Below are 23,246 nucleotides of genomic sequence, written 5' to 3'. Positions count from 1 at the left end.
TGTTTATCCTAACGCTATGCCAGGTAATAGTTGTGCAGGTTTTGCTAAAAGAGGCTGCTCTAAGCTTGCAATAGGGTATGCACAATAATCTGCTGCAAAATAAGCGCTCGGGCGATGATTACCACTACATCCGATACCACCAAATGGCAAGCTGCTACTGGCGCCCGTTGTTGCTCTGTTCCAATTAATTAGGCCTGCACGCACTGTTTTATAAAATTGGTCAAACTGTACCTTACTATCACTGAATAATCCCGCTGCTAAACCATAGCGCGTTTGATTAGCAATGTTTAGCGCATCTTCAAAGTGCTGATAACGATAAATTTGTACTAAGGGTGCAAAGATTTCTTCATCAGGCGGGTTTGCTACCGTAGTCATATCAATTAAGGCCGGGGAGAGTAATCCTGAATTTTCGGCCAATAGTGACATTTTTAATAAAGGGTTACCGCCTAGTTTGATGAGATTTTCTTGTGCTTTTAAATGGTGAATTGCGTGTTCGTAACTAATAACAGGTCCCATAAATGGTTCAGGCTTGTCAGTAAAGCCGCCTACTTTTATTTTTTTAAAACTGGTAATAAGCAGGTTTAAGAAGTCATCACCAAAGGCGTTGTCTTTAATGATAACACGGCGAGCGCAGCTACAACGTTGCCCTGCGGTAATGATAGTCGATAAAATAGTCTGATAAACAGCAGCCTCTATCTCTTTAACATCATCAATAATTAGAGGGTTATTACCACCCATTTCTAGCGCTAAAATGACCTCAGGTCTTTCGCTAAAATGACGATGGATAAGCTTGCCTACTTGATAACTGCCTGTAAAATATACGCCTTGTATATCGGCTTGTAATAAATATTCACCGGTACTTTTAGCACCTTGAACACAATTAATAACGCCGGCAGGGATGTTAGTATTATGCCAACATTGCATAATGAACTCAGCAACGCCTGGAGCGAGTTCACTAGGTTTGTAAACAACAGTATTGCCAGCGAGCAGGGCAGGTACGATATGACCATTACTTAAATGGGCCGGGAAATTAAAGGCACCAAAGACGGCGACAACACCATGTGGTTTATAGCGTAGGCAAGCATTAGCTTCTGGCGTTGGTGTGCATTTATCAGCTGTCCTTTCTTGATAAGCTTGTATCGAAATTTTTATTTTAGCAATCACTGAATTAACTTCAGTTGCCGATTCCCATAAAGGCTTACCTGTTTCTAAGGCAATTAACTCAATTAATGTTTGACGGTTGGCATCCACCTGTTCTGCAAATGCTTGTAAATAAGAGCTACGCGTATTTACGTTTAAGTCAGACCATGCTGCTAAAGCGCTCTGGGCTGCTTCAGTCGCTTCATTAACTTCTTCTTTACTAGCTTGTGTACCACGCCAAATAATGTCGCCATTTAAAGGATTTTGGGAGGTGAACATTTCTCCAGTCCCAGCTCGCCAATGTCCGTTTAAATAATGACATCCTTTTAAATTTTCATTTACACCAAAAGTCATTGATTACGCTCCGGTAAAGATTCATCTCTTTTTTTACAATGAGACAGATTAGATTGGTTGTTATCAGGGTTTTTAGGAAACGGGGCGAGCCGTTCAAATTGCAAAGGCACTAAGCGGATAGCCTCATTTTTTCTAACTTGTAATAACTCAGCTGTTTCTTTGCTGATAATGCACTTACCCGTTTGATTATTAAAAATAGCGTGGCTTATAGTCGCTTTAAAGTCTAACTTACTATTAGATAGTAAAAAGCGCGGCCCTGTCACTTCATCACTAAGGCTTTTGATTATAAAAATTTGACTGGCTGCAATGGTATTAATATCATGACAGGGTGCTTCAATCGTAGGGCCTGCGTCAAAGATATCAATATAATTATTATAACGAAAGCCTTCATTAAACAAAATCTTGAGAGCCGGACGGCTAGAAGGGTGTGGTTGACCTATGACTTCTTGTGCTTCTGGGGCTAATAATTTGACATAAAGTGGGTTACGTGGCATTAAGTCAGCAATAAATTGCTTATTGGTTAGAATAGTTAATCGATCAGCTTCAGCAAAAGGCATATGGAAAAAATACCTTCCGACATTATCCCAAAATGGTGAGTTTCCCTCTTCATCAGAAATACCACGCATCTCCGCTATCAATGTCGAAGCAAAGCGGTGAGGAAATTGAGCCATAAATAGAAGCCGACCCTTAGAAAGTAATAATCCATTACCATCTACTCGATAGGAAGGTTCTAGAAAAAGCGTACATAGTTCACTACGTCTTTGATTATCATTAACTAAACTTAAAACTTCGTAATCACTGCGGATACTTAAAGAATGGGAGATGCGAGTACGTAGAGACAATTTATAAGAGTAAAAAGGGGTTTCAAAACCTGTAAATGCTTCAATTGCTGCTGTGCCCACAATCTTTTTTGCCGCTAGATCTTCTAGCACAAAAAGGTAGTATTCATTTTGTGGCTTTTGTACTTCTTTATTAAAAGAAGCACAAGATAATGAAACGCGAGCATGTAAAAAGTCTTTATCTTTAGGCAAGGTAGTTATCCCAAAGCCGCTATGCAGCGCCAGCTCATAAATGGCTTCTATGTCAGACATTTGAGAACAGCGAAATAATATCATATTATCAGCTCCTCAAGCCCTCCTTGTGCTAAATCCATTAAAATAAGGGCACTTAATCTAGCTCGTTCAACCAAGCTATCAATGAGTATAAATTCATCTTCGCTATGTATATTTCCGCCACGTACACCTAATGTATCGATAACCGGTAATCCTTGGGCTGCTAAATTATTACCATCACAACAGCCACCACTGTCTTGCCAATTTAACGTAAGACCAAGCGCTTGCCCTACGCTTTTAATTCTTTGGTAAAGACGCTCCGTTCCACCACTTACTCGCTTAACAGGCCGGTTAAAGTTTCCATGTACTGTTAAACTATAATCAGGATGTTTTAAGTTTTGAATAATTTGATTAAGTTCGTCTCTGACCCAGTATTCGTCATTTGGCTGACTAATGCGTACATCAAGTTTAGCAATGGCTTTTTCCGGGACTATATTTAATGCTGTTCCGCCTGCAATTTTACCTACGTTAATAGTAACGCCATCACGCTTGCCATTTAAAGCATGAATCGCTGTGACGGCTTCAGCCAAATAGCATATCGCATTTCTGCCGTCGTAAAATGCTCTTCCAGCATGCGCCGCTTTACCCGTAGCTAAAAGAGTTAATTTACCGCTACCTTTACGGTTTTTTGCAAGTGTTCCATCGCTGTCCATAGCAGGCTCATACACAAGTCCAGCTTGGTAATGGCTAGCTAAATCATTAAAAAGGGCGCTTGACGCAGGGGAGCCAATTTCTTCATCAGCATTAATTAAAACATCCCAGCCAACTAATTTAGATTCCTTCGTTTGTTCAAATGCCGAAAGTGCATGTAGCATGACAATTAAGCCGCCTTTCATATCAGCTACCCCAGGCCCATTTAGGTGGTTATCATTAATAAAGGTTAGCTTTTGGAAAGGATGATTAATAGAGAAAACAGTATCCATATGGCCAGCTAATAATATACGTCTTTTAAGTTTAGGCCGTTTACGAATAAATAGGGTATCACCACTTCGCAGCGTTGTGATATTCCCTTTCATATCCATGGTAGTTACCCCAGGAAGACTTAAAGAGTCTACTTTGTCAGCTAGAGGCTGAAAGGCATCAACCAATTTTTGATGCATGATTTGTAATCCGGTTTGATTGTAAGTGCCGGAATTAATTTCACAAAACTGGTGTAGTTGCTCCACCATGATTGGTTGATTTTCTTGCAAGGAAAGAAGTAAGTCCTTTATGGTGGAATTCATAATTCATCTTATGACTAAATTCTTAACGTTAGCGGAAATTTTATTTGTCTGCAACCATGTCCATTGATTACAGGGGGTACTTTTTAATTAATCTTAGGCATTTGCTATGCTTTAATTAAGTAATTAAATTCTTTTCTAAATCTTAATTCGGAGTATTTAGCACGTGTTTGCTTGTCTTTAAAGCCTTTTCCAAACCCGCTATACACATCCATGTCGCTCGATGAAGGGCATCCATGCCCTTCAACGGTTTGGAAAAAGCTTTAAAGACAAGCAAACACTAGTGCCATGAAATATAAGGACTCCGAAGCGGGGTTTTCTAAGTCATATGTTTTTAAAAGTTTTATTTAAAAGCATATGCTAAACTTGAAAATGAGTACTGTTTAAGGAGAGAAACAATGATTCCTACCCCTTTACATAGCTTTTTAATTGAGCAAGTTTTAGGTTTGTACTTGATAATTATGGCAATAGTTATGATCGCACGTGCAGATTATTATCGTAACGTGCTTAAGGATTTAACAGCTAACCGAGCATTAGTTATGGTTAGTGCTTCTTTGACGCTGGTACTAGGTCTAATTATGGTTGTAATTCATAATATTTGGGAAGTGAGATTTGGTTTAATAATAACACTTGTCGCCTGGCTTATTTTAATAAAAGCCGTTCTATGGCTTGCTGTTCCTGAATTTATGGCAAACTTAATTAAGCGATTTAGCATAGGTAGTTTGTATGTAACAGCAGCTATTGCCGGAATAATAGGTATTCTTTTATTAACACATGCTTATCATGTCTTTGGTTAATTAATATTCTGCTGGCGCTGCGTCTTTAAAAGCTGGCAGAGACAGACAATAGGCATTAATTTTATTAATTAAAGGATACTCAATTAGCGAAAAGCCAAAACGTTTGGCATTAAAAACTTGCGGTACTAAACAGATGTCTGCAAGTGTTATATCGCTACCATAGCATACCTGGCCTTTATGGGGTATGCTTTGCAAACGGCGCTCTAACGCGTCAAAGCCTTCTTTTAGCCAATGATGGTACCAACACTTTACCTGCTCGTCTTCTGCATTAAATTGATGGCGTAGACGATTAAGGACACGTAGGTTATTTAAGGGATGTATATCACAAGCAATCATTAAAGCTAAACTGCGTACATGCGCACGCCCTAAAGGAGTTTGTGGCAGGAGGGCGGGGGTTGGGTTAATTTCATCTAAATACTCAATAATTGCTAAAGATTGACTAATTATATGCCCATTTTCATCTAACGTAGGAACCAGGCCTTGTGGATTTAAGGCTAAATAACTAGCATGATGATGCTCCCCGCCATTATTTACCAGATGTACAGACAGTGTTTCATAGCTAATATTTTTTATATTCAATGCTATGCGTACTCGATAACTTGCTGTTGAGCGATAATAATCATAAAGTTTCACGTTAGGGGCCTTTGTATTGGATTAGAGTTTGCTCAATAGTGCCAAATAAAGAATGGCCTTGTTCATCAAGCATTTCAATGCGGATAGCATCACCAAAACGCATAAATGGTGTGCTAACTTTGCCATGCTCTAATAACTCAAGCATTCTTCTCTCAGCAATGCAAGATGAGCCTCGGCTGCGATCAGTATTAGAAACAGTACCAGAGCCAATAATTGTGCCAGCAGTTAATTTTCTTGTTTTAGCAGCATGGGCAATTAAATCAGCAAATGAAAAAGTCATATCCACGCCTGCATTAGGCTGGCCAAATAACTTGCCGTTTAAAAAACTTAATAAAGGTAAGTGGACACGATTATCTCGCCAATAAGTGCCTAACTCGTCAGGTGTTAAAGCAATAGGTGAAAAACTACTGGAAGGCTTAGATTGAAAGAAGCCAAAGCCTTTACCTAGTTCAGCAGGTATAAGATTACGCAAAGACACATCATTAACTAACATAATAAGCTTAATATGTTGTCCTGCATCTTCTTTGCTAACGCCCATAGGAACATCATCAGTAATGACAGCAATTTCTGCCTCAAAATCAATCCCATAATCTTCATCAGCCATTAAAATATCTTCGGTGGGCGCTAAAAAGCTATCTGAGCCGCCTTGATAAAGCAAAGGATCGGTCCAAAAATTAGAGGGCATCTCAGCCCCACGTGCCTTACGCACTAATTCAACATGATTTACATAAGCACTGCCATCTGCCCATTGATAGGCTCTAGGAAGCGGTGATGCCCATTGATTAGGTACATAAGGAAATGCATCAGCCGCCACGCCGTTATGAAGCGCTTGCGAAATTTCCGCAAGCGCTTCTTTTACTGTGTCCCAATTTTCTAGAGCTAATTGTAAGGTTTGTGCAATATGTTTCACTTTAACTGCTGAAGTTAATGTCTTATCAACGACACAAAGCTCACCATCACGGCTATGTGCTGATTTTAGAGTAGCTAATTTCATTTTAAAGCCTTACGTTATTGAGAGGGCTGTAATGTGCCTCTTTTAATTTGGTCACGTTCAATCGCTTCGAAAAGTGCTTTAAAATTGCCCTCTCCAAATCCTTGATTGCCCTGCCGTTGAATGATTTCGAAAAAGACTGGACCAAATACATTTTCAGTAAAAATTTGTAATAAAAGGCCATGCTTAGGATCAACTTCTCCATCAATTAAGATACGTTCTTGCTGTAGCTGTGCTACTGGCTCTTGATGCCATGGAATGCGCGCTTCAATCATTTCATAATAAGTTTCAGGCACATCAAGGAAGCTGACGCCTCTTTTTCTGAGTGTATTAACACTGTGATAAATATTATCGGTATTTAAGGCAATATGTTGAATGCCCTCACCACTATATTCATGCAAAAATTCTTCAATTTGCGATTTATCATCTTTAGATTCATTTAAAGGAATTTTAATTTTGCCACAAGGGCTTGCTAAAGCACGGCTAATTAACCCAGTCATCTTTCCTTCAATATTAAAGAAACGAATTTCTTCAAAATTAAACAGCGATTCATAAAATTGTGCCCACTTATCCATATTACCGCGATAAACATTATGAGTTAAATGGTCAATGGCAGTTAAACCGCAATCAACCGTGTTTTGATTATCTGCTGTTTGACGTTCCCACTGCTCTGCAAAAGGTTGATGCGTGTCATCAACAAAATAAATCACACTACCACCAATAGCCTGGATGGCTAATAAGCCATGATCTGCATGCTGACAATCTTGAAAAGGGACGGCTCCTTGGGCAATGACATATTCATAGGCTTTGTTGACGTCTTGAACTTGAAAGCCCATGGCACACGCACCTGCACCATGTGTTTTTGCATGATCTTGTGCTTGTGTATTTGCTGCGTGATTAACAATAAATCTAATATTTCCTTGCTGATAAAGCGTGATATCTTGAGATTTATGTTTAGCTACAATCTGAAAGCCCATTTGATTAAATTGCTGGTGTAAAGATGAAGCATTTGGAGCAGAAAACTCAAGAAAAGCAAAACCATCAAGTCCACATGGGTTTCCATTAGTAGTCATAGTAACTCCTTGTTATAATAAACTTCTTAAATGGGTTTAATTAAAAATAATCCATCCGCAATAGTGAGTAAGCTTACATCAACACGCTTATCATGTTTAAGTAATTCATTTAGCTGCTTAATTGTTCTGGTTTGGCCACCTGTTTCATTAGGATCAATAACTTTGCCACCCCAAAAAATATTATCAATTGCTATTAAACCGCGAGGATTTACTAACTGTAATGCTAATTCATAGTATTGTATATAATTTGTTTTATCAGCGTCGATAAATATAAAATCGAATGCATGCTTATAGCCTGTAACAAGTAACTCATCCAGTGATTGCAGCGCTGGTGCTAAGCGAAGTTTAATTTTTTTTTCTTGTCCTGCTTGGCGCCAAAAATCATAAGCATCTTTAGTCCACTCGGAATTAATATCACATGTTATGAGTTCCCCATCCTCAGGCAAAGCCAGTGCCATGGCGAGCGCGCTATAGCCTGTAAATGTTCCTAATTCTAAAACTTTTCGCGCAGATATTAATTTAAGAAGAAATTGCATAAATTGCACTTGCTCTGGCGCACTTTGCATAGCCGCCAGTGACATGGTTGCAGTGTGTTCGCGTAATGATTTTAAAACTGGGTGCTCACGTAATGAGACATCTAGCATGTATTCATATAATTCAGGCGTGAGATTTAAGTGTTTAATAGTCATAAGTTGCCTTGATTTATAATTTCCTATTGTTCACTATAAGATAGCAAGTTTATTGCTTTAGAAATATAAATCTCTTTATTCCTTTAAGTTAATTTTTCTTGTGCAATCATGTCAGCAATGTCACTTGTGGGTTGATCCTCACGTGCCGAACGCGCAAATATTTCAAATAAAGAATTAGGAATACGTTCAATTTGTTGCTCAACTTCATCTTCATGTACATGTAAGTATTTGCTAGCTGCAAAAATTAAACCGCCGGCGTTAATGACGTAATCAGGCGCATAACAGATTCCTTTGTTATGTAGCAATTTACCGTGATAAGTATGTGCTAGTTGATTATTAGCAGCGCCAGCAATAATGGGTGTTTGAAATTGCTGAATGCTAATATCATTAATGATTGCACCTAATGCACACGGAGAGAAAACATCGCAAGGGATTTTATGAATTAACTCAGTAGATGTAATAGTAGCACCAAATTCTTCTGCAGCACGTTCTGTATTGGCACGATTTATATCAGCAACAGTAAGTCTTGCACCAGCTTCATATAAATATTTTGCTAATAAATAACCAACATGACCTAAGCCTTGAATAGCAATATGTAAACCGTGTAAATTGTCTTTACCTAATTTAAAGGCTACTGCTGCTTGAATACCTTGAAATATTCCTTTGGCAGTAAATGGTGAAGGATCGCCATTATATTTTGATAAACTAGCTACATAAGGCGTATGCTGATTAATAATATCCATATCGCTTAATTGGGTACCACTATCTAATGCCGTGATATACCGTCCACCTAATTCATTAATAAACTTACCAAAGGCATGAAAATAGGCCTCGCGATCAAAGGGGTGAGCAGGTTTAATAATAACAGATTTACCGCCTCCTAAGGGAAGATCAACAGAGGCTGCTTTAAAGCTCATCCCGCGAGCTAATCGCATCGCATCATTAATGGCGCTAGGGGTATCATCATATTCAATAAAACGACACCCACCTAAAGCTGGACCAAGTTTTGTACTATGAATAGCAATGATTGCTTTCATGCCGGTTGTAGGATCTACTTTAAAATGTAAATCACCAAAACCATGTTTCAAAGCATAATCCAAAAAATCATCTGCAGCAGGAGAACTTAACTCATTTTTTACTAATGTTTCCATTGACATCATTGGCTTGGCTCCAGCAAACTTTATGTGCTCAATTTATAGATCGATTCGCTCACTAAATCAATGGATGCGCGATTAAGTTAGCGATATCGATTAAACTTAAGGCACTAAAAACTAATTAAAATACAAAAAGACCGTTTATTAGTCGCTATTAGGAACAGAGTAATTAATTAGATTATAGTCATAGGACGACAATTGTTTACTGCTATGATAGCATTAAATTTAAAATAGGTGAGCTTTACACACAGTTTATATTGCTAAGTGTAAGATTAACTACAAAATGCATAGTATTAAGATTGGCTGCAAAAATTGATTTATATAAAATAATTATTTAATTAAGTTTAAATTCAGTGGAGATTTAGATGAAAAAAATAACTAATGTTGTGGCGTTATTTTTGTTACCTCCTTTGACCTTCGCGAATAATATATGCCCACCTAGCTCACCCGATATCCCCCTGGATAAAGTTTTTTTTCAAGTATCTGCCAAACAATGGGTGAGTACTCAAACTGCTTTATTAACAGTTGATATCAATGCCACCTTAAATACTGCTGATTTGGTAAAAGCACGTAATGACATTATGACTAATTTAAACAAAATTGCCTCTGGGGAATGGCATTTAACCCAGTTTGATCGTTCTCAAGATAGCTCAGGCCTTGAAAAATTATTTGTAGAAGGACAAGCTCGTATTCCGCAGGCAAGTTTGACTGATATTTATAAAAATGCAAAAACAATTAGCCAACCTGGAAGTACTTATACAATTAATAATATTGAATTTAAGCCTAGTCTTGAGGAAATTCAGCAAGTAAAATCACAAATTCGTCAGCGCTTATATCAACAAGTGAATGAAGAAATATCTCGATTAAATAGTGTTTATCCCAACCAAAGTTATTCCTTAAGCAATTTATATATTAATGAGGGCGATGTTGTCATTCAACAACCGAGAGCCTATAAAGAACAAACTGCAATGAGTACCATGGCAGTGGGAGCGGCGCCTGGAGCTAACTTAGCTGTCAGTAATGAAATCACTCTAAGTGCTTCAGCAGAAGTTGCTTCAAATCGTCGGATGGATGTAGCTCCTTGCAAATAAATAACTCAGTAATTGGCCATCGAGGTGCATCAGCTTATGCGCCAGAAAATACGCTAGCGGCATTTAATAAAGCACTTACTCTTGGGTGCAATACGGTTGAATTTGATGTCATGTTAAGTGGCGATGGTGAACCGTTTGTCTTTCATGATGAAGTGTTAGAAAGGACAACAAATGGTAAGGGGGCCGTAGGTTTAGTCACTGCTGCTTATTTAGAAACGTTAGATGCAGGCAGGTGGTTTTCTGATGCATTTGCTGGTGAGAAAATTCCTCATTTTAAAACAATATTAATTTGGTTAATGCAAAATAATATGAATGCCAACATTGAAATTAAGCCGTATCCTGGTATGAGCGAACAAACAACGGCAGCTGTTTTAGACTGCTTACATCGTTTCTGGCCGCAAGAGAAATCATTACCCTTATTATCAAGCTTTGACTTAACGGCATTAACGCTTTGTCATACAATAGCTCCCCACATGCCTTTAGGTTTACTTTTAGATGCCTGGGATGAAGATTGGCTTAACAAAGCACAATCCTTAGGTTGTTATTCCATCCATATTAATGAGCTTGCACTAGATGCTGCTCGTATACAAGACATTAAAAGACAAGGTTATCAGCTTTATGTATATACCGTTAATTGTAAAGCCCGGGCAGGGGCACTGTTAAATTGGGGAGTAGATGCAGTGTTTAGTGATTATCCTGATTTATTATCATGAGACGATGGCTTTTTTTCATCCTATTTTTTCTCTTAAGCAACACGTATGCTGCAAAAGTAGAAATCGTTTTATGGCATTCGCTAGCAGGTCAGATTGGTGCTGAGGTGCAGCATTTAGTTAATGGATTTAACAAAAGCCAAACTAATTATTTTATTAAGTCAGTTTATAAAGGCGAGTATACAGATACCATTACAAGCTTTGCTGCTGCCTTTAAAGCGAAAAAGCCGCCAGCAATTATTCAAGTATTTGAAGTAGGCACCGGCATTATGCTCTCACCAAAAGGTATTATTAAGCCCTTGCATGAATTAATGTTGGAACAAAAACAGCCATTACCTACACAAGATTTTCTGCCAGCCTTGCTTTCTTTTTATAGCCATAAAGGAGAGTTACAAGCTCTTCCTTTTAATACTTCTATTCCAGTTATTTTTTATAATGCTGATGCCTTAGCTAAAGTAGGTGTTAATGCTCATAATTTTCCCAAGACTTGGGATGAGTTGGAGCAGGTCGCTGCTAAATTGTTAGCTAATGGTTATTCATGTGCTTATACTTCCTCCTATCCAGCTTGGATACAAATTGAAGCCTTTTCAGCAATACATGGTTTACCGCTTGTTGATTTGGGAGCGCGAAAAGCGGTTTACAATAATAAAGCGCTTATTCACCATTTAGAACGATTAAAAAATTGGCAAACACGCCATTACTTTGCTTATGGTGGTCGTGCCAGCGATGCAACGGTTTTATTTACTAGTGGTAAATGTGCCATGTATAGTCAGTCATCTGGAAGTTATGCCAGTTTATCAGAATTGGTAAAATTTTCTCTTGGTGTCGCTGTTTTGCCATTAGACACCAGCATAAGCAAGGTACGTCATAGTAATCTTAATGGTGGTGCGGCGCTTTGGGCTGTAGCAGGTCAGTCAGATGATGTGTATCGTGGCATTGCCCAATTTTATGCTTACTTGGTCAAACCCGAAATACAACAACACTGGTATCAGAATACCGGCTATATTCCCATTAGCTTAACAGGCAACTATGCATTTATCGCCCAACATGACGCTCAGCCTATACTTGCGTTGGCAGAAAAAGAGTTAGCAAAAAGCAGTCAGAAAACACTAAGCTTATTTAGTATACCGCAAAATCAAATAAGGATGATTAATGATGAAGAGATAGAAGCAATTTTTGCTGGAATTAAAAGCCCTCAGGTCGCTATGGATGATGCGGTAACGCGTGCCAATTTTGCCTTATTACGTTTTTTACGAAATACGAAACACTAACTTATTGCTAAGTTACTTAGTTGCATTCTCATTTTTCATCTATACTTTAAATTAAAATCCTTTGCTGAGGCCAAATTGCTAAATTTATCAATGGCTTCTTTATTCAATCAGACCATTAGAACTAGCGTTTTTATACAGCTACTTTTAGCGTTATTAATGCAATGTTTTGTCATTAATACGATGTATTCATCTATTGCTAATATTAATAATAAAACGTTATTAGAGCTAAGTAATTATCAAAAGCTTCCCAACTCAGCAGAAATTAATCAATTTTTAAAAAATCTAGAGCAAAGTAGCAATAAACTTAAGCTTATTCATTTAGGACAAAGCGCAGGGGGCAGGCCATTTACAGCGCTACTTATTTCTAATGATGAATCATGGCTGCAATCTGGCCCTAATCAAACTAATAAATTAACTGTTTTATTGATTGGCTCGCAACATGGTACTGAATTTTCAGGCTGCGAAGCCTTACAAAAACTTGCTTTGAATTTTGCTCGCGGTAACTTAGATAATTATTTGCAGCATATGAATCTAATATTAATTGTTAATGGTAATCCAGACGGACGAGATAAACGCATTCGCTTTAATGAAAAGAATAATAATATTAACATTGATTTTATTAATCTTGTTACACCAGAAGCCCAAATTATTGTTAATGTTTTAAGAAAATATCAACCTGATGTTTTATTAGATTTACATGAATCATCAGTGCGCAAGAAAATCTTAACTGATCAGCAAGGATTTATGACCAATGTAAACGCGCAATATGATGCAGGAAATAATTTAAATATTGACCCTGATTTAAGACAATACATGCAAGATATTTTACTCCCAGATTTAATTCAAAGGAGTGAGAAAAATGGGCTACCAAGTAGGCATTATCAAGGTGAAATTCAGCAACTAGAGCAACCTGTAGCCCACGGCGGTTTGCGTGTTAGTAATCTACGTAATTATGCGGCCTTGCAAGGTGTTGCTTCATTTTTAGTTGAGAATCGGCTTGATCCCGCCAGTGGAAAATTTGCCACACCAGCTAATATTTTAAATCGTTTGGAGAAACAATACTTAAGTGCAGTTAGCTTTCTGCAAGTCATCAACCAGCATAAAGAAGAATTAAAAAGTAAGGTAAGATTAGCTAAAGAAACTTGGCAAAATAATACATTTGCGCAAAAGCCTGTCTATCTAACGTTTAATTATTCGTTAAATGTGCGCAACCCACGTGTTTCTATTCAATTGATTGAAGAAAAAACAGGCCATTTGGTGGGTAAGTTATTTCCTAATTTTGATTTTATTGCTATCGAAAAAAATAGTGCTTTACCTGAGGCTTATGCAGTGACTATTTGGCACGACAGGATTGCAGCATTATTAAGAAAGCACCATATCGCTTTTAAAGCTATTGATAAACCGCAATTGGTTTTAGCTAACTCTATCCAATTAACTTCCATAAAAATTAATTATCCTAAGCCTGTAAATTTCCGCATAACTTATCAAGCTGATATTCAGTATATAACATCACCTATTTTGCTAAAACAGGGTGATTTAATTGTGCCTACTAAGCAACCAAATGGTCTTTTAGTGCCAATCCTATTGGATGTATTATCCATGGATAGTCTTTATCAAGGATTATTGTATAGACCTTTGCTTATGACTAATAAGACAATGCCAATTTTTCCAGTCGTTTTGTCGACCTTAAAAAAAACCGAATGATAAATATACAAAACAATGAGCTAAGGAGTAGTGATGCAGGAATTTATACAGCCATCTTTGTTTAATGTTCAGTTTATGAGAACGTTAGGCCATACTACCTACCAAGGAGCAGAGATTGGTGAGTGTTTTGCTATATTAAATAATATTGAGAAAGGAAACCAAAATAGTTGGTATGAGCAATGGTTTTCTTTTGCTGAGAAAAATGCTCTACGAGCTAAAGATTATAGTAAAAAAAATCTTAATTTTGATGCAAAAATGGCATTCCTACGTGCAAGTAATTACTATCGTACCTCTTTTTTTTTCCTTGAAGATGAACCTGAGGATGAACGCATTGAGGGAGCTTTAAAAGCCAGTATTGATGCGTTTCACAATGCACTTGACTTATTTGATACACCCGTAGAAAAAGTGCTTATTCCCTATCGTTCTGATCTAGCTTTACCAGGCTACCTCTATCTCAATACGTCATCACCAATGAAAGAAAAACCTATTCTTATTGATACGGGTGGTGGCGATGGAACTAAAGAAGAATCTTATTTTGGTACAGCAGCAGAAGCTTTAAAGCGTGGGTTTCATTGCTTATGCTTTGAAGGGCCTGGCCAAGGTAGTGTTTTACGATTGCAAAAAATACCTTTTATTCCCGAGTGGGAACAGGTCATAGAAAAAGTGATAGACTTTGTTATTAAACGTCCGGAAGTAGATAAAAATAACATCATTCTTATGGGTAGAAGTTTTGGCGGCTACCTTGCAGCACGTGCTGTAACTAAGGAAAAGCGTATTAGAGCTTGTATTGTTGATCCGGGTATTTTTGAATCAAGTTCCAGTATAGAAGAGAAAGTGAAGTCATTAGTTGACAAGAAATTTCCTGCACTAAAAGATGTTCCGTTATCACAAGCCCTAGAGCATCTTATGAATGAAGATGAAAATATGAGGTTTATGTTGGCAAGTCGTAAATGGCGATTTGGTGCTCAAACAATTGAAGAAATGCTTAATGCTACGAAGGCTTATACCTTACAAGGGATAGTTAAGCAGATTCAATGTTCAATGTTGGTATGTGATAATACTCAAGAGTACATTACCTATGGGCAAGCCAAAAAGCTTTATGACGAATTACAATGTAAAAAGCATTATATTCTTTTCAATTCAGAAGAGGGCACTGGCGGGCATTGTGAGCCGTTAGCCCCGCGTTTATTTAATGCAGCAATTTATAATTGGTTGAAAAGCGAATTAACTATCAAATAGCAGAAATAAGAAAAAAATTAAAAATCTCATCAATGATTAAGGGCTTGCAGATAGCAAACTATAAATGAGCTACGTTGCTAGGTTGAATCTGCACCCTTAAAGGCCTTTTTCCTAAAGATTGTTCACTTTGATCCTATTGGATATAAACAAATCAATTATTTTTTCCGAGTATTTCTTTATTAAACAAGTAATTAGTGATCAAAATTGGAATAATATGCATGTATATTATACACTTAGTTTGTATATGGAAATAAGGGGGATAACATGAAAGGAATAATGCTTTTGCCATTAGTCAGTAGTTTAACGGCCTGCGGTTATATGGGCGTCAGTGATTACACAACTGTTTATCCAACAACAGCGGGTTGTTGTAATTCAGTCGTAGTAAACAATCCATGTTGCAAACGAGTCGTTGTAAAACCTGTTGTTGTCAAACCCATTGTTAAGCGTTCTTGCTGTAGTACTAAGATCGTCAGACCAGTTGCTACCCCATGCTGCTCTTCTTATGTGCAAACCACGCCTGTTTATGACACGATGACCGTTGTTAATACTGAACCTGTCGATATTACGACTGTAAGCTATGACTATTATTAAAAGCAAAGGCTATTTTAAAGAGGCAGTATCATAAGCTACTGCCTCTACATTTGTTGTCAGTTTATCGATTTGTTTCTAAACCTATCTTTACCACGTTCGTTGTTAGTTTTTTAGATAAAGCATACTAACCTATCTTCACGCAAGCAGAGAGCCATGCCCATGAGCACCCTACCAATTTAAGTATAGATTCCCGTTTGCACGGGAATGACAGCATTAAATTGCAGTTTTCTAGGACTCTTTTTATTGTCATCTCCGCGCAGGCGGAGATCCATTTCTAGAAGTAGCATTATGCCAGTACTGAGCATGGGTGCCTGCTTACAGGGAATGGGGCGTTCGTTAAAATAAACTTAATTGCTGAAATCGCTCGTCAGCTTGTATAACTTTCTTTATCGATTTATTACGTTTAGGACGTGTAGGGTCAGTGGTTTTTCGATAAGCGTGTTTAAGAGCAGGGCTTCGATTTAGTTGATCATCGTTGCCGTGCTGATAGTTACCTGCATGAGCAATTAAGCTTATTAAAAGTAAATGATTCGTGGCAAAAGAACACAGCTTATAGCGCTGTTGTAAATGATTTTGGATAAAATAACCTAATTGTTCATAGGCGGCATCATATGATGTAAAAGCAATTAAGCGCTTTTGGCCATTTTTTGAAAAGCGACGGCCACTACATATAACAATTGTCCAATCGCCTAATAAGTCAGTTTCTAAACAAAGAGTAATGTAACTTGACGCTTTTTCAAAGCGTAGTTGATACCAATTATTGCCCTGTTGAGAAGTAAGGTAATAGAGCCATGTTCTATTACTAAACCCATATCTCATTGTGTTAATCTTCGCGTTACTACCATAAACCGCATAGTAACATGTTTATTGGTTTAGATCAGTCTCAGGTATTGGTTTTGTACTGAGTGCAGGCTTCTTCTTTAATAATCTTTTTTCCTGCCAAGTTTGTAACCAAACATAAAACACAGGCACAAACACAACGGCCAAACAAGTTGAAGCTAACATACCGCTACAAACTGCAACACCAATAGAGCGCCTAGCATTAGCGCCTGCACCTGTTGCAAATACTAAAGGTAAAACGCCCATGATAAAGGCAAATGAGGTCATTAAAATTGGTCGAAATCGTGTTTTTGCGCCAAGCACTGCGGCTTCTAAAATAGATTTATGGTGTATGGTATGTTGCTCATGAGCCATTTCTACGATCAGGATCGCATTTTTAGTCGCTAAAGCAATTAACAATAACAAGCCAATTTGCGTATACATGTTATTAGCTAGGCCTAAAGCTGATAAAGCTAATACCGTCCCTATTAAAGTAAGAGGCACACTAAATAAAATAGCACCAGGCAAAAGCCAATTTTCATATTGCCCTGCTAAAATGAGGTAAACTAATACCAAAGACATCGCAAAAATAAAATAACTTAAATTACCAGCAATTTTTTCTTGATACGCGGTACTTGTCCATTCATAAGAAAAACCAGCAGGCAATTGTTGCTTTGCTAATTGTTCCATAGTAATGATGCCTTGACCTGAGCTATAACCCTTTGCCGCCATGCCATTAATGTTTCCAGAAGGATAAAGGTTGTATAATGAGATAATTCCAGGGCCCACCGCTTGTTTAAGATCAACTAATGTCCCATAAGGCACCATAGCGCCAAACTGATTTTTTACATAAAAATTACGCAAGTCATTTATACTGCTGCGCGAACTAGCATCTGCCTGCACATAGACGGGAAAGACTTGGCCAAATTTAGTAAAAAGATTGACATAAGAAGAGCCTAAATACGTTTGTAAGGTATCAAAAGCCGCCCCAACAGTTACCCCTAAACTTTCTGCTTTGGTTCGGTTAATGGGTGCTGCGATTTGAGGTACGTTTGCTCTAAACGTCGTCATGACATTTTGTAGATTGGGCTGTTGGTTAGCTGTTCTCACAATTGAATCAGTCGCTTGTTGTAATTTTTGATAATCAAAGCTGCCATCTTGTAGCTCGACTTGCATTTGAAAACCGCCAGACAATCCTAATCCTTGAATGGGCGGGGGTACAACAACTAATACTTTCGCATCAAGTGTTTGTTTAGCAATTTCATTAAGCTTAGTATACATCGATAATAAATCTTCATTCTTGCCTCTTACACTCCAATCCTTAAACATAATGTACATAACACCTGCATTGGCTAAGCTTGCGTTATTATCTAAGACGGATACGCCATCAATAGCGATGACATTGGCAATGCCATCGAGCCTTAAGATTTTTTTGCTTAATTTTTCTAATACTGCTTCAGTGCGTGCAAGTGTCGCTGCATCAGGTAATTGAACACTTAAGACTAAATAACCTTGATCTTCTATTGGAATAAAGCCGGTAGGAATACGGGTAAGTCCAAAAATCGCTAAGCCTACTAGAATAAAACCAATGAGAGACACCATTGGGCTTCGCTGAACTAACCTGCCAATAAAATTAATATAACGTGTTTCGATAGGGTAATAGATTCTATCAAATGCCCTAAAGAAAATATTTTTTTGTTTATTAGGATCAATTGGCTTAAGCCATAAAGCACATTGAGTAGGTTTAAGGGTCATCGCATTAATCGCACTAATTAACGCTGTAGCCGCAATCACTAATGCAAATTGTGCATACATTGATCCAGTTAATCCAGGTAGGAAACCAGCAGGTACAAAGACTGCCATTAGCACCAAGGTAATACCAATAATAGGGCCTAATAATTCCCGCATGGCTTCAATAGAGGCTTCTTTGGGAGAAAGGCCGCGTTCAATATGTTGCGTGACCCCTTCAACAATCACAATGGCATCATCAACAACAATGCCAATTGCTAAAACTAACGCAAACAGCGTTAATAAATTAATGGAGTAGCCTAATAAAAACATGGCAAAAAAAGTACCAATAATGGTTACAGGCACGGTAGTTGCTGGCACTAGGGACGCACGAAAATTTTGTAAAAAAACCACAATCACCAGTAAGACTAAAATGCCTGCTTCAAAGAGTGTTTTATATACCTCAGAAATAGAGGCTTCGACGAAAATGGTGGTATCAAAAGGGATGGAGTATTTTAAACCGGGTGGAAATTTTTTTGCCATTTTAGCCACAAGTTGCCGAACTTCTTTGGCAACTTGTAAGGCATTGGCGCCTGGAAGTTGAAAGATACCTATTGCAGCTGTGGGATTATTATTGAGTTTTGCATCTTGACTGTAGCTAGCTGATCCAAGTTCAACGCGGCCTACATCGCGAATACGTACAATTTGAGCGGTACTGCTGGTATTAGCACTTTGATCTGGTTCTGTAGGGATTGTTTTAATAATAATATTGGCAAATTGCTCAGGGTCAGCAAGCTGACCAGGCACGTTTACTGTAAATTGATAGGAAGGCGAGCCTGTCGTAGGTGGTGAGGCAACTTGACCTGCTGAGACCTCTTGGTTTTGATGGCTAATGGCAGCTAACACATCACTTGGATTTAGAGAATACGCTAACATCTTTTGCGGATCAAGCCATACGCGCATTGCATAATTACCAGAGCCAAAAATCATCACATTGCCCACACCTGGTAAGCGAGATAATTCATCTTGCATATTAATGGCTGCGTAACTATTAAGAAATACGCCATCGTATTCGTTGTTTTCAGCAGTCAAGGTAATAAATTGTAAAATGGCTGTTGATTTTTGTTGTACGAGTACCCCTTGTTTTTGCACAGCTTGTGGTAGTTGCGCCATGGCAGCTTGTACGCGATTTTGCACTAAAACTTGCGCGTAATTAAGATCAGTGCCTATTGCAAAGGTAACAATTAAATTATAAGCACCGCTATTCGTGTTAGTTGATTGCATGTAAAGCATGTTCTCAACCCCGTTCACTTGTTGCTCAATTGGTAAAGCCACTGTTTTAATCAGTGTTTTAGCATCCGCGCCAGGATAAGTTGTTGTGACTTGAATAGTAGGAGGCACAATGGCTGGGTATTGAGAGACTGGAAGAATACCAATAGCAATAAGACCTAAAAATACTAATAAGATGGCAATGACATTAGCTAAAACTGGCCTTTCAATAAAAAATTTAGAAATCATTTCAAAGTAATCCTTCCATCTTACCGCTTATTGTTTATTTTTTACATGGTTGCTTCAAGCTTAGGCGTCACTTGCTGACCAGGTACGGCATTTTGTAATCCATTGATAACAATTTGATCGTAGGCCCCAATGCCTTTAGTTATTGCTTGCCTGCCATTTTCTAATGGCCCTAATACAACACGCTTAATAAGGACATAATTATTTTTACCCACGACTAAGACGTATGCCCCAATTTGATCATATTGAATTGCTGTATCAGGGACGGTTAAATGCTGTGTTGGCTCAGCCACAGGTATGCGTATTTTTACAAATAATCCTGGCACAAGGCCAAAGCTTTTGTTGGGAATAATGGCACGAAATTGCATGGTACCAGTCGATGCATTAAGACTGGTGTTTACAAAATCTAATTGGCCTTTGTAAGGAAAGTCAGTATCACTTTGCATGGCGACATACACAGGAATTGTATTAATTTTACTTGCATTGATACCACGCGCGCGGGCCGCTTTACGTAATTTAATTAAGTCTAATTCATTAAGATTGATGTAAACATAAATAGGATCGATTTGTTCAATCGTGGCTAATTTTGTGGCCTCACCATGTCCAACAAGATTGCCTATATCAACTAAATGGCGGCCAATACGGCCGTCAAAAGGTGCTAATACATGGGTATAACTATAGTTAATCTGGGCAATATTAAGGCTCGCTTGGGCTTTGGCAATACCTGCTTTTGCTTCATCCGTTTTGGCAGACCATTTTTCCACATTTTTTAAAGACGTTGCGTTTTCGCGATACATTTGTTTTTGGCGTGCATACTCGGCGCTAGCATAATCATAGTTGGCTTTTTGAGCCGCTAATACCGCTTCTGCTTCTTTAACTTTATCCAAGTAGGGTTCAGGCTCAATGACAAATAAACCTTGTCCCTTTTTAACGAAACTGCCATCTTGAAATTCAATTTGTTGTAAGTACCCTTCAACCCTGGCTACTAAGTTAACAGCGTTATAGGCAATGGTATTACCTGTTTGAGTAATGTAGTTGCCTAATTTAACGGAGGTTGGTTTTTGTACTACCACAATGGGTGCAGGAAGTGCTGTTATTTGTTTAGGCGTTCGGTGCATGAATAAGTAAAAGAGTAATAATAAGATTAGAATAACTATTGTTATTTTGATGATTTTTACATATTGCTTATTGTTCATAAGATCACCAATTAGGTAAGTAAAGCTGTTGAATTTGCTGATTACGAGTAACAGGGTATTGATGATTTTGTTGTTTTAGTAAATTACCCCAATTTGTACGCGCGGCCATCGTGGCTTTTACGTTAAGCGGTACTACATCATTGCAGCCACGAATTTGCCAACCTCCGCCTAAGGAACGATAAAGAGCAACTAACGATTTAGCGATCTCACCTTGGGTGTTCACCAAATTTATTTCGATACGTAATTGCTGACGTTCTGCATCAAGGACCGCGGTATAGGCGTTTTCACCTTGTTTATAGCGAACTAGCGCAAGCTTAGTTGTTTTAATCGCATAGATATTAGCAGTCGTTAATAATGAGGCTGCTTTGCGTGCTTCAAGATAGCGGGTGATGTTGTCTTGTACTTCTTGCTGTGCCCTTAATACTAAGTTGACATACCTAAGGAGCGCTTGTTGAAATGCCGCATCTTGGGCCCGTACAGCATTGGTTATTTGTCCATAATTTAAAATAGGCCACGCAAAAGAAGGGCCAGCAGTAATTGTGCGATTTGACCAGTTAAATAAGTCGCTTATAGAGGATTTGCCAATTGTATTAGCTGTGAAGGCAAACGTTCCTGCAAGGGTTAAGGCAGGATAGAGGTTAGCTGCAATGGCACCAATTGCTTCAGATTCTGCAACAGCTTCCATGCGTGCTTGATAAATGTCAGGCCGTCTGGCCATCGCTTCTTTAGGTATGCCGATAGCCACAGTAGGCGGTGCCTTAGGGATACCTTTTGATTTTGTCAAAAACCGGTCAATATCAGTAGGCACCGTTCCTAATAAAACCGCAAGAATATCTTTTTGATGCTGCACTTCACTGACATATTTTGGCAGGCTTGCTTGTGTCTCCGCGAGCTCCGTTTCAGCTTGTTGTACATCAAGTAGGCTTGTTTGCCCACCTTTATAACGTGATTTTGCAATTCTTAAACTTTCAGTTTGTACAGCAATATTTTGTTTGGTCACTCTAATTTGTTGCTCAGCAGTACGAATATTCATGTACGTTTCAGCAATGTCTGCTGTTAACGTGACTAATGCCTGATCATAAGCTGCTAAAGAGGCAAGAAAAAGGGCATCGTTAGCTAAAATAGCACGCCGGTATTTACCCCAAAAATCTAATTCCCAGCTTGCTGTAAATCCTAATGCTGCGGTTTCAAAATTAGGCGGTAAAATACTTTGAAATTGACTGCCACCAATACGGTAATAAGTATAGTTACCAACTAAGGCTTGTTGTTGGGGATAAAGTTCGCCGACAGACTGAGCTAGTTGTGCTCGAGCTTGTAGTACTTTGACGCCTGCGATTTGTAGTGAGAGATTATCGTGATATCCCTTATAAATTAAACAAGTTAAATTAGGATCGCGAAAGACTTTCCACCAGTTAGCATTTTGAATAGGGGCAATTTTAACGGCAGGACTATTCTTAAGCCAATAGCGTGTTACCTTCTTTTTAGGCTCGTGATAGTTAGGTCCGACTAAACAAGAACTAAGCATAAAATAGGCTAATAGCGATAAAATTTTAAAGAGAAAAGACAATTTCTTTTATTTCCTTATAATCTGAAGATAGTCTTAATTTAGCCAGTTAAGGTGAAATAGGGATTCGGGTTTTAAATCTTATCTATGAATTGCATGATGAGCAAGAGGGTCTCTTTAGGTAAAATTATTTATAAGTAAAGCTATTAAATAATGAATTAAAATGATAGTCTATCACCTGTCAAATTTTAAGCAGTAATTTAAATTTAATGTCAGATTTATATCATCTTATTTACAAAAGCGAAGCTAAAAAACCATTAGATGCATGCGAATTAACCGAATTAGCTAAGCTTGCACGTTTTAAAAATTTCATTTACCAATTAAGTGGTCTATTAATCTATTCTGAGCAACGATTTTTTCAGGTTTTAGAAGGAAAACTTTCTTCAATAGAACTTATTTATCAAAAAATTGAAGAAGATGATCGCCACGAGAATATTGTTCTTCTAACTAAAGAGCCCATCGCTTCCCGAACTTTTTGGCGGTGGAATATGGGTTTAACAATTATTGATGATGACAGTGATATTAAGCAGCAATTAGTCAATTATATGCAATCAAATATAAATCTCGCAGCTGCTAATAAAAACGATGCCGGTTTTATATTAGAGGCTTTTTCTAGAGAAACCTTTCAAAATTACATACAATAAAATCATTTAAT

At 38.0% G+C, this 23,246-nt stretch carries 20 protein-coding genes; 8 read left to right on the top strand and 12 right to left on the bottom strand.

What is annotated here, in order from left to right:
- Window positions 1-3: 3 nt before the first annotated feature.
- The 3 genes from astD to DYE47_RS08965 are packed head-to-tail and all read right to left on the bottom strand — an operon-like array spanning window position 4 to window position 3,829.
- Complete coding sequence (gene astD / locus DYE47_RS08975) at window positions 4-1,494, bottom strand: succinylglutamate-semialdehyde dehydrogenase (RefSeq protein ID WP_115302947.1); 1,491 nt, start codon at window positions 1,492-1,494, stop codon at window positions 4-6.
- On the bottom strand, window positions 1,491-2,609 hold the full coding sequence (locus DYE47_RS08970) for an arginine N-succinyltransferase (RefSeq protein ID WP_115302946.1): 1,119 nt from the start codon (window positions 2,607-2,609) through the stop codon (window positions 1,491-1,493). The genes astD and DYE47_RS08970 overlap by 4 nt, the downstream gene beginning before the upstream one ends.
- Window positions 2,606-3,829, bottom strand: coding sequence for a hydrolase (locus DYE47_RS08965; RefSeq protein WP_115302945.1), 1,224 nt, complete (start codon window positions 3,827-3,829; stop codon window positions 2,606-2,608). The genes DYE47_RS08970 and DYE47_RS08965 overlap by 4 nt, the downstream gene beginning before the upstream one ends.
- Before the next feature lie 395 nt (window positions 3,830-4,224).
- Here DYE47_RS08965 and DYE47_RS08960 point away from each other — a divergent pair, with 395 nt between their 5' ends.
- Window positions 4,225-4,623 (top strand): hypothetical protein, encoded by a 399-nt coding sequence (locus tag DYE47_RS08960; RefSeq protein WP_115302944.1) that lies wholly within the window; start codon window positions 4,225-4,227, stop codon window positions 4,621-4,623.
- On the opposite strand, the gene maiA is transcribed toward DYE47_RS08960, so the two are convergent.
- The 5 genes from maiA to DYE47_RS08935 form a co-directional block, all read right to left on the bottom strand.
- Window positions 4,624-5,256: a maleylacetoacetate isomerase gene (maiA, locus tag DYE47_RS08955; RefSeq protein WP_115302943.1), complete on the bottom strand. Its 633-nt coding sequence runs from the start codon at window positions 5,254-5,256 to the stop codon at window positions 4,624-4,626.
- A gap of 1 nt (window position 5,257) precedes the next feature.
- A complete protein-coding gene (locus DYE47_RS08950; protein ID WP_115302942.1) occupies window positions 5,258-6,250 on the bottom strand; it encodes a fumarylacetoacetate hydrolase family protein in 993 nt (330 codons plus the stop codon).
- Between the two features lie 14 nt (window positions 6,251-6,264).
- Entirely contained in the window at window positions 6,265-7,320 is a 1,056-nt protein-coding gene (gene hppD / locus DYE47_RS08945) for a 4-hydroxyphenylpyruvate dioxygenase (RefSeq protein ID WP_115302941.1), read from the bottom strand.
- Between the two features lie 26 nt (window positions 7,321-7,346).
- Window positions 7,347-8,003: a class I SAM-dependent methyltransferase gene (locus tag DYE47_RS08940; RefSeq protein ID WP_115304052.1), complete on the bottom strand. Its 657-nt coding sequence runs from the start codon at window positions 8,001-8,003 to the stop codon at window positions 7,347-7,349.
- Between the two features lie 89 nt (window positions 8,004-8,092).
- A complete protein-coding gene (locus DYE47_RS08935) occupies window positions 8,093-9,169 on the bottom strand; it encodes a Leu/Phe/Val dehydrogenase (RefSeq protein WP_115302940.1) in 1,077 nt (358 codons plus the stop codon).
- Window positions 9,170-9,528: 359 nt separating this feature from the next.
- Between DYE47_RS08935 and DYE47_RS08930 the strand changes: the two genes are divergently transcribed.
- From DYE47_RS08930 to DYE47_RS08905, 6 genes are all read left to right on the top strand, one after another.
- Window positions 9,529-10,254 carry a hypothetical protein gene (locus DYE47_RS08930; RefSeq protein WP_115302939.1) on the top strand — a complete coding sequence of 242 codons (726 nt, stop codon included), beginning with the start codon at window positions 9,529-9,531 and terminating at the stop codon, window positions 10,252-10,254.
- Entirely contained in the window at window positions 10,245-10,967 is a 723-nt protein-coding gene (gene ugpQ / locus DYE47_RS08925) for a glycerophosphodiester phosphodiesterase (RefSeq protein ID WP_115302938.1), read from the top strand. Before DYE47_RS08930 ends, ugpQ begins: the two co-directional genes overlap by 10 nt.
- Window positions 10,964-12,235 carry an extracellular solute-binding protein gene (locus tag DYE47_RS08920; protein WP_115302937.1) on the top strand — a complete coding sequence of 424 codons (1,272 nt, stop codon included), beginning with the start codon at window positions 10,964-10,966 and terminating at the stop codon, window positions 12,233-12,235. The genes ugpQ and DYE47_RS08920 overlap by 4 nt, the downstream gene beginning before the upstream one ends.
- Window positions 12,236-12,310: 75 nt before the next feature.
- Entirely contained in the window at window positions 12,311-13,939 is a 1,629-nt protein-coding gene (locus DYE47_RS08915) for a M14 family zinc carboxypeptidase (protein ID WP_218019044.1), read from the top strand.
- 33 nt (window positions 13,940-13,972) lie between these two features.
- Window positions 13,973-15,178, top strand: a complete 1,206-nt coding sequence (locus DYE47_RS08910) for an alpha/beta hydrolase family protein (RefSeq protein ID WP_115302935.1) — start codon at window positions 13,973-13,975, stop codon at window positions 15,176-15,178.
- Window positions 15,179-15,442: 264 nt separating this feature from the next.
- Window positions 15,443-15,769, top strand: coding sequence for a hypothetical protein (locus tag DYE47_RS08905; protein WP_115302934.1), 327 nt, complete (start codon window positions 15,443-15,445; stop codon window positions 15,767-15,769).
- Between the two features lie 336 nt (window positions 15,770-16,105).
- Here the strand turns inward: DYE47_RS08905 and DYE47_RS08900 are convergent, their stop codons facing one another.
- Genes DYE47_RS08900 through DYE47_RS08885 form a run of 4 tightly spaced genes read right to left on the bottom strand, consistent with a single transcriptional unit; the run spans window position 16,106 to window position 22,552 of the window.
- Complete coding sequence (locus DYE47_RS08900) at window positions 16,106-16,588, bottom strand: hypothetical protein (protein WP_115302933.1); 483 nt, start codon at window positions 16,586-16,588, stop codon at window positions 16,106-16,108.
- A 45-nt stretch (window positions 16,589-16,633) separates the two neighbouring features.
- Window positions 16,634-19,834 carry an efflux RND transporter permease subunit gene (locus DYE47_RS08895; protein ID WP_115302932.1) on the bottom strand — a complete coding sequence of 1,067 codons (3,201 nt, stop codon included), beginning with the start codon at window positions 19,832-19,834 and terminating at the stop codon, window positions 16,634-16,636.
- Between the two features lie 41 nt (window positions 19,835-19,875).
- Window positions 19,876-21,027, bottom strand: a complete 1,152-nt coding sequence (locus tag DYE47_RS08890; RefSeq protein ID WP_115302931.1) for an efflux RND transporter periplasmic adaptor subunit — start codon at window positions 21,025-21,027, stop codon at window positions 19,876-19,878.
- Between the two features lie 4 nt (window positions 21,028-21,031).
- A complete protein-coding gene (locus DYE47_RS08885; RefSeq protein ID WP_115304051.1) occupies window positions 21,032-22,552 on the bottom strand; it encodes an efflux transporter outer membrane subunit in 1,521 nt (506 codons plus the stop codon).
- Between the two features lie 248 nt (window positions 22,553-22,800).
- Here DYE47_RS08885 and DYE47_RS08880 point away from each other — a divergent pair, with 248 nt between their 5' ends.
- Window positions 22,801-23,235, top strand: coding sequence for a BLUF domain-containing protein (locus DYE47_RS08880; protein WP_115302930.1), 435 nt, complete (start codon window positions 22,801-22,803; stop codon window positions 23,233-23,235).
- The last annotated feature ends 11 nt before the right edge of the window (window positions 23,236-23,246 follow it).

The sequence above is a fragment of the Legionella beliardensis genome, assembly GCF_900452395.1.
In the GTDB taxonomy this organism is placed as follows: domain Bacteria; phylum Pseudomonadota; class Gammaproteobacteria; order Legionellales; family Legionellaceae; genus Legionella_C; species Legionella_C beliardensis.
Note: the sequence above shows the minus strand (reverse complement) of the source record. Positions and strands in the feature narration are given on the sequence as shown.

What these genes read in the sequence shown, in the direction of transcription:
- astD (WP_115302947.1), bottom strand. Translation starts at nt 1,494, where the DNA reads ATGACTTTTGGTGTAAATGAAAATTTAAAAGGATGTCATTATTTAAAC.
- DYE47_RS08970 (WP_115302946.1), bottom strand. Translation starts at nt 2,609, where the DNA reads ATGATATTATTTCGCTGTTCTCAAATGTCTGACATAGAAGCCATTTAT.
- DYE47_RS08965 (WP_115302945.1), bottom strand. Translation starts at nt 3,829, where the DNA reads ATGAATTCCACCATAAAGGACTTACTTCTTTCCTTGCAAGAAAATCAA.
- DYE47_RS08960 (WP_115302944.1), top strand. Translation starts at nt 4,225, where the DNA reads ATGATTCCTACCCCTTTACATAGCTTTTTAATTGAGCAAGTTTTAGGT.
- DYE47_RS08950 (WP_115302942.1), bottom strand. Translation starts at nt 6,250, where the DNA reads ATGAAATTAGCTACTCTAAAATCAGCACATAGCCGTGATGGTGAGCTT.
- hppD (WP_115302941.1), bottom strand. Translation starts at nt 7,320, where the DNA reads ATGACTACTAATGGAAACCCATGTGGACTTGATGGTTTTGCTTTTCTT.
- DYE47_RS08935 (WP_115302940.1), bottom strand. Translation starts at nt 9,169, where the DNA reads ATGATGTCAATGGAAACATTAGTAAAAAATGAGTTAAGTTCTCCTGCT.
- DYE47_RS08930 (WP_115302939.1), top strand. Translation starts at nt 9,529, where the DNA reads ATGAAAAAAATAACTAATGTTGTGGCGTTATTTTTGTTACCTCCTTTG.
- DYE47_RS08920 (WP_115302937.1), top strand. Translation starts at nt 10,964, where the DNA reads ATGAGACGATGGCTTTTTTTCATCCTATTTTTTCTCTTAAGCAACACG.
- DYE47_RS08910 (WP_115302935.1), top strand. Translation starts at nt 13,973, where the DNA reads ATGCAGGAATTTATACAGCCATCTTTGTTTAATGTTCAGTTTATGAGA.
- DYE47_RS08905 (WP_115302934.1), top strand. Translation starts at nt 15,443, where the DNA reads ATGAAAGGAATAATGCTTTTGCCATTAGTCAGTAGTTTAACGGCCTGC.
- DYE47_RS08900 (WP_115302933.1), bottom strand. Translation starts at nt 16,588, where the DNA reads ATGAGATATGGGTTTAGTAATAGAACATGGCTCTATTACCTTACTTCT.
- DYE47_RS08895 (WP_115302932.1), bottom strand. Translation starts at nt 19,834, where the DNA reads ATGATTTCTAAATTTTTTATTGAAAGGCCAGTTTTAGCTAATGTCATT.
- DYE47_RS08890 (WP_115302931.1), bottom strand. Translation starts at nt 21,027, where the DNA reads ATGAACAATAAGCAATATGTAAAAATCATCAAAATAACAATAGTTATT.
- DYE47_RS08885 (WP_115304051.1), bottom strand. Translation starts at nt 22,552, where the DNA reads ATGCTTAGTTCTTGTTTAGTCGGACCTAACTATCACGAGCCTAAAAAG.
- DYE47_RS08880 (WP_115302930.1), top strand. Translation starts at nt 22,801, where the DNA reads ATGTCAGATTTATATCATCTTATTTACAAAAGCGAAGCTAAAAAACCA.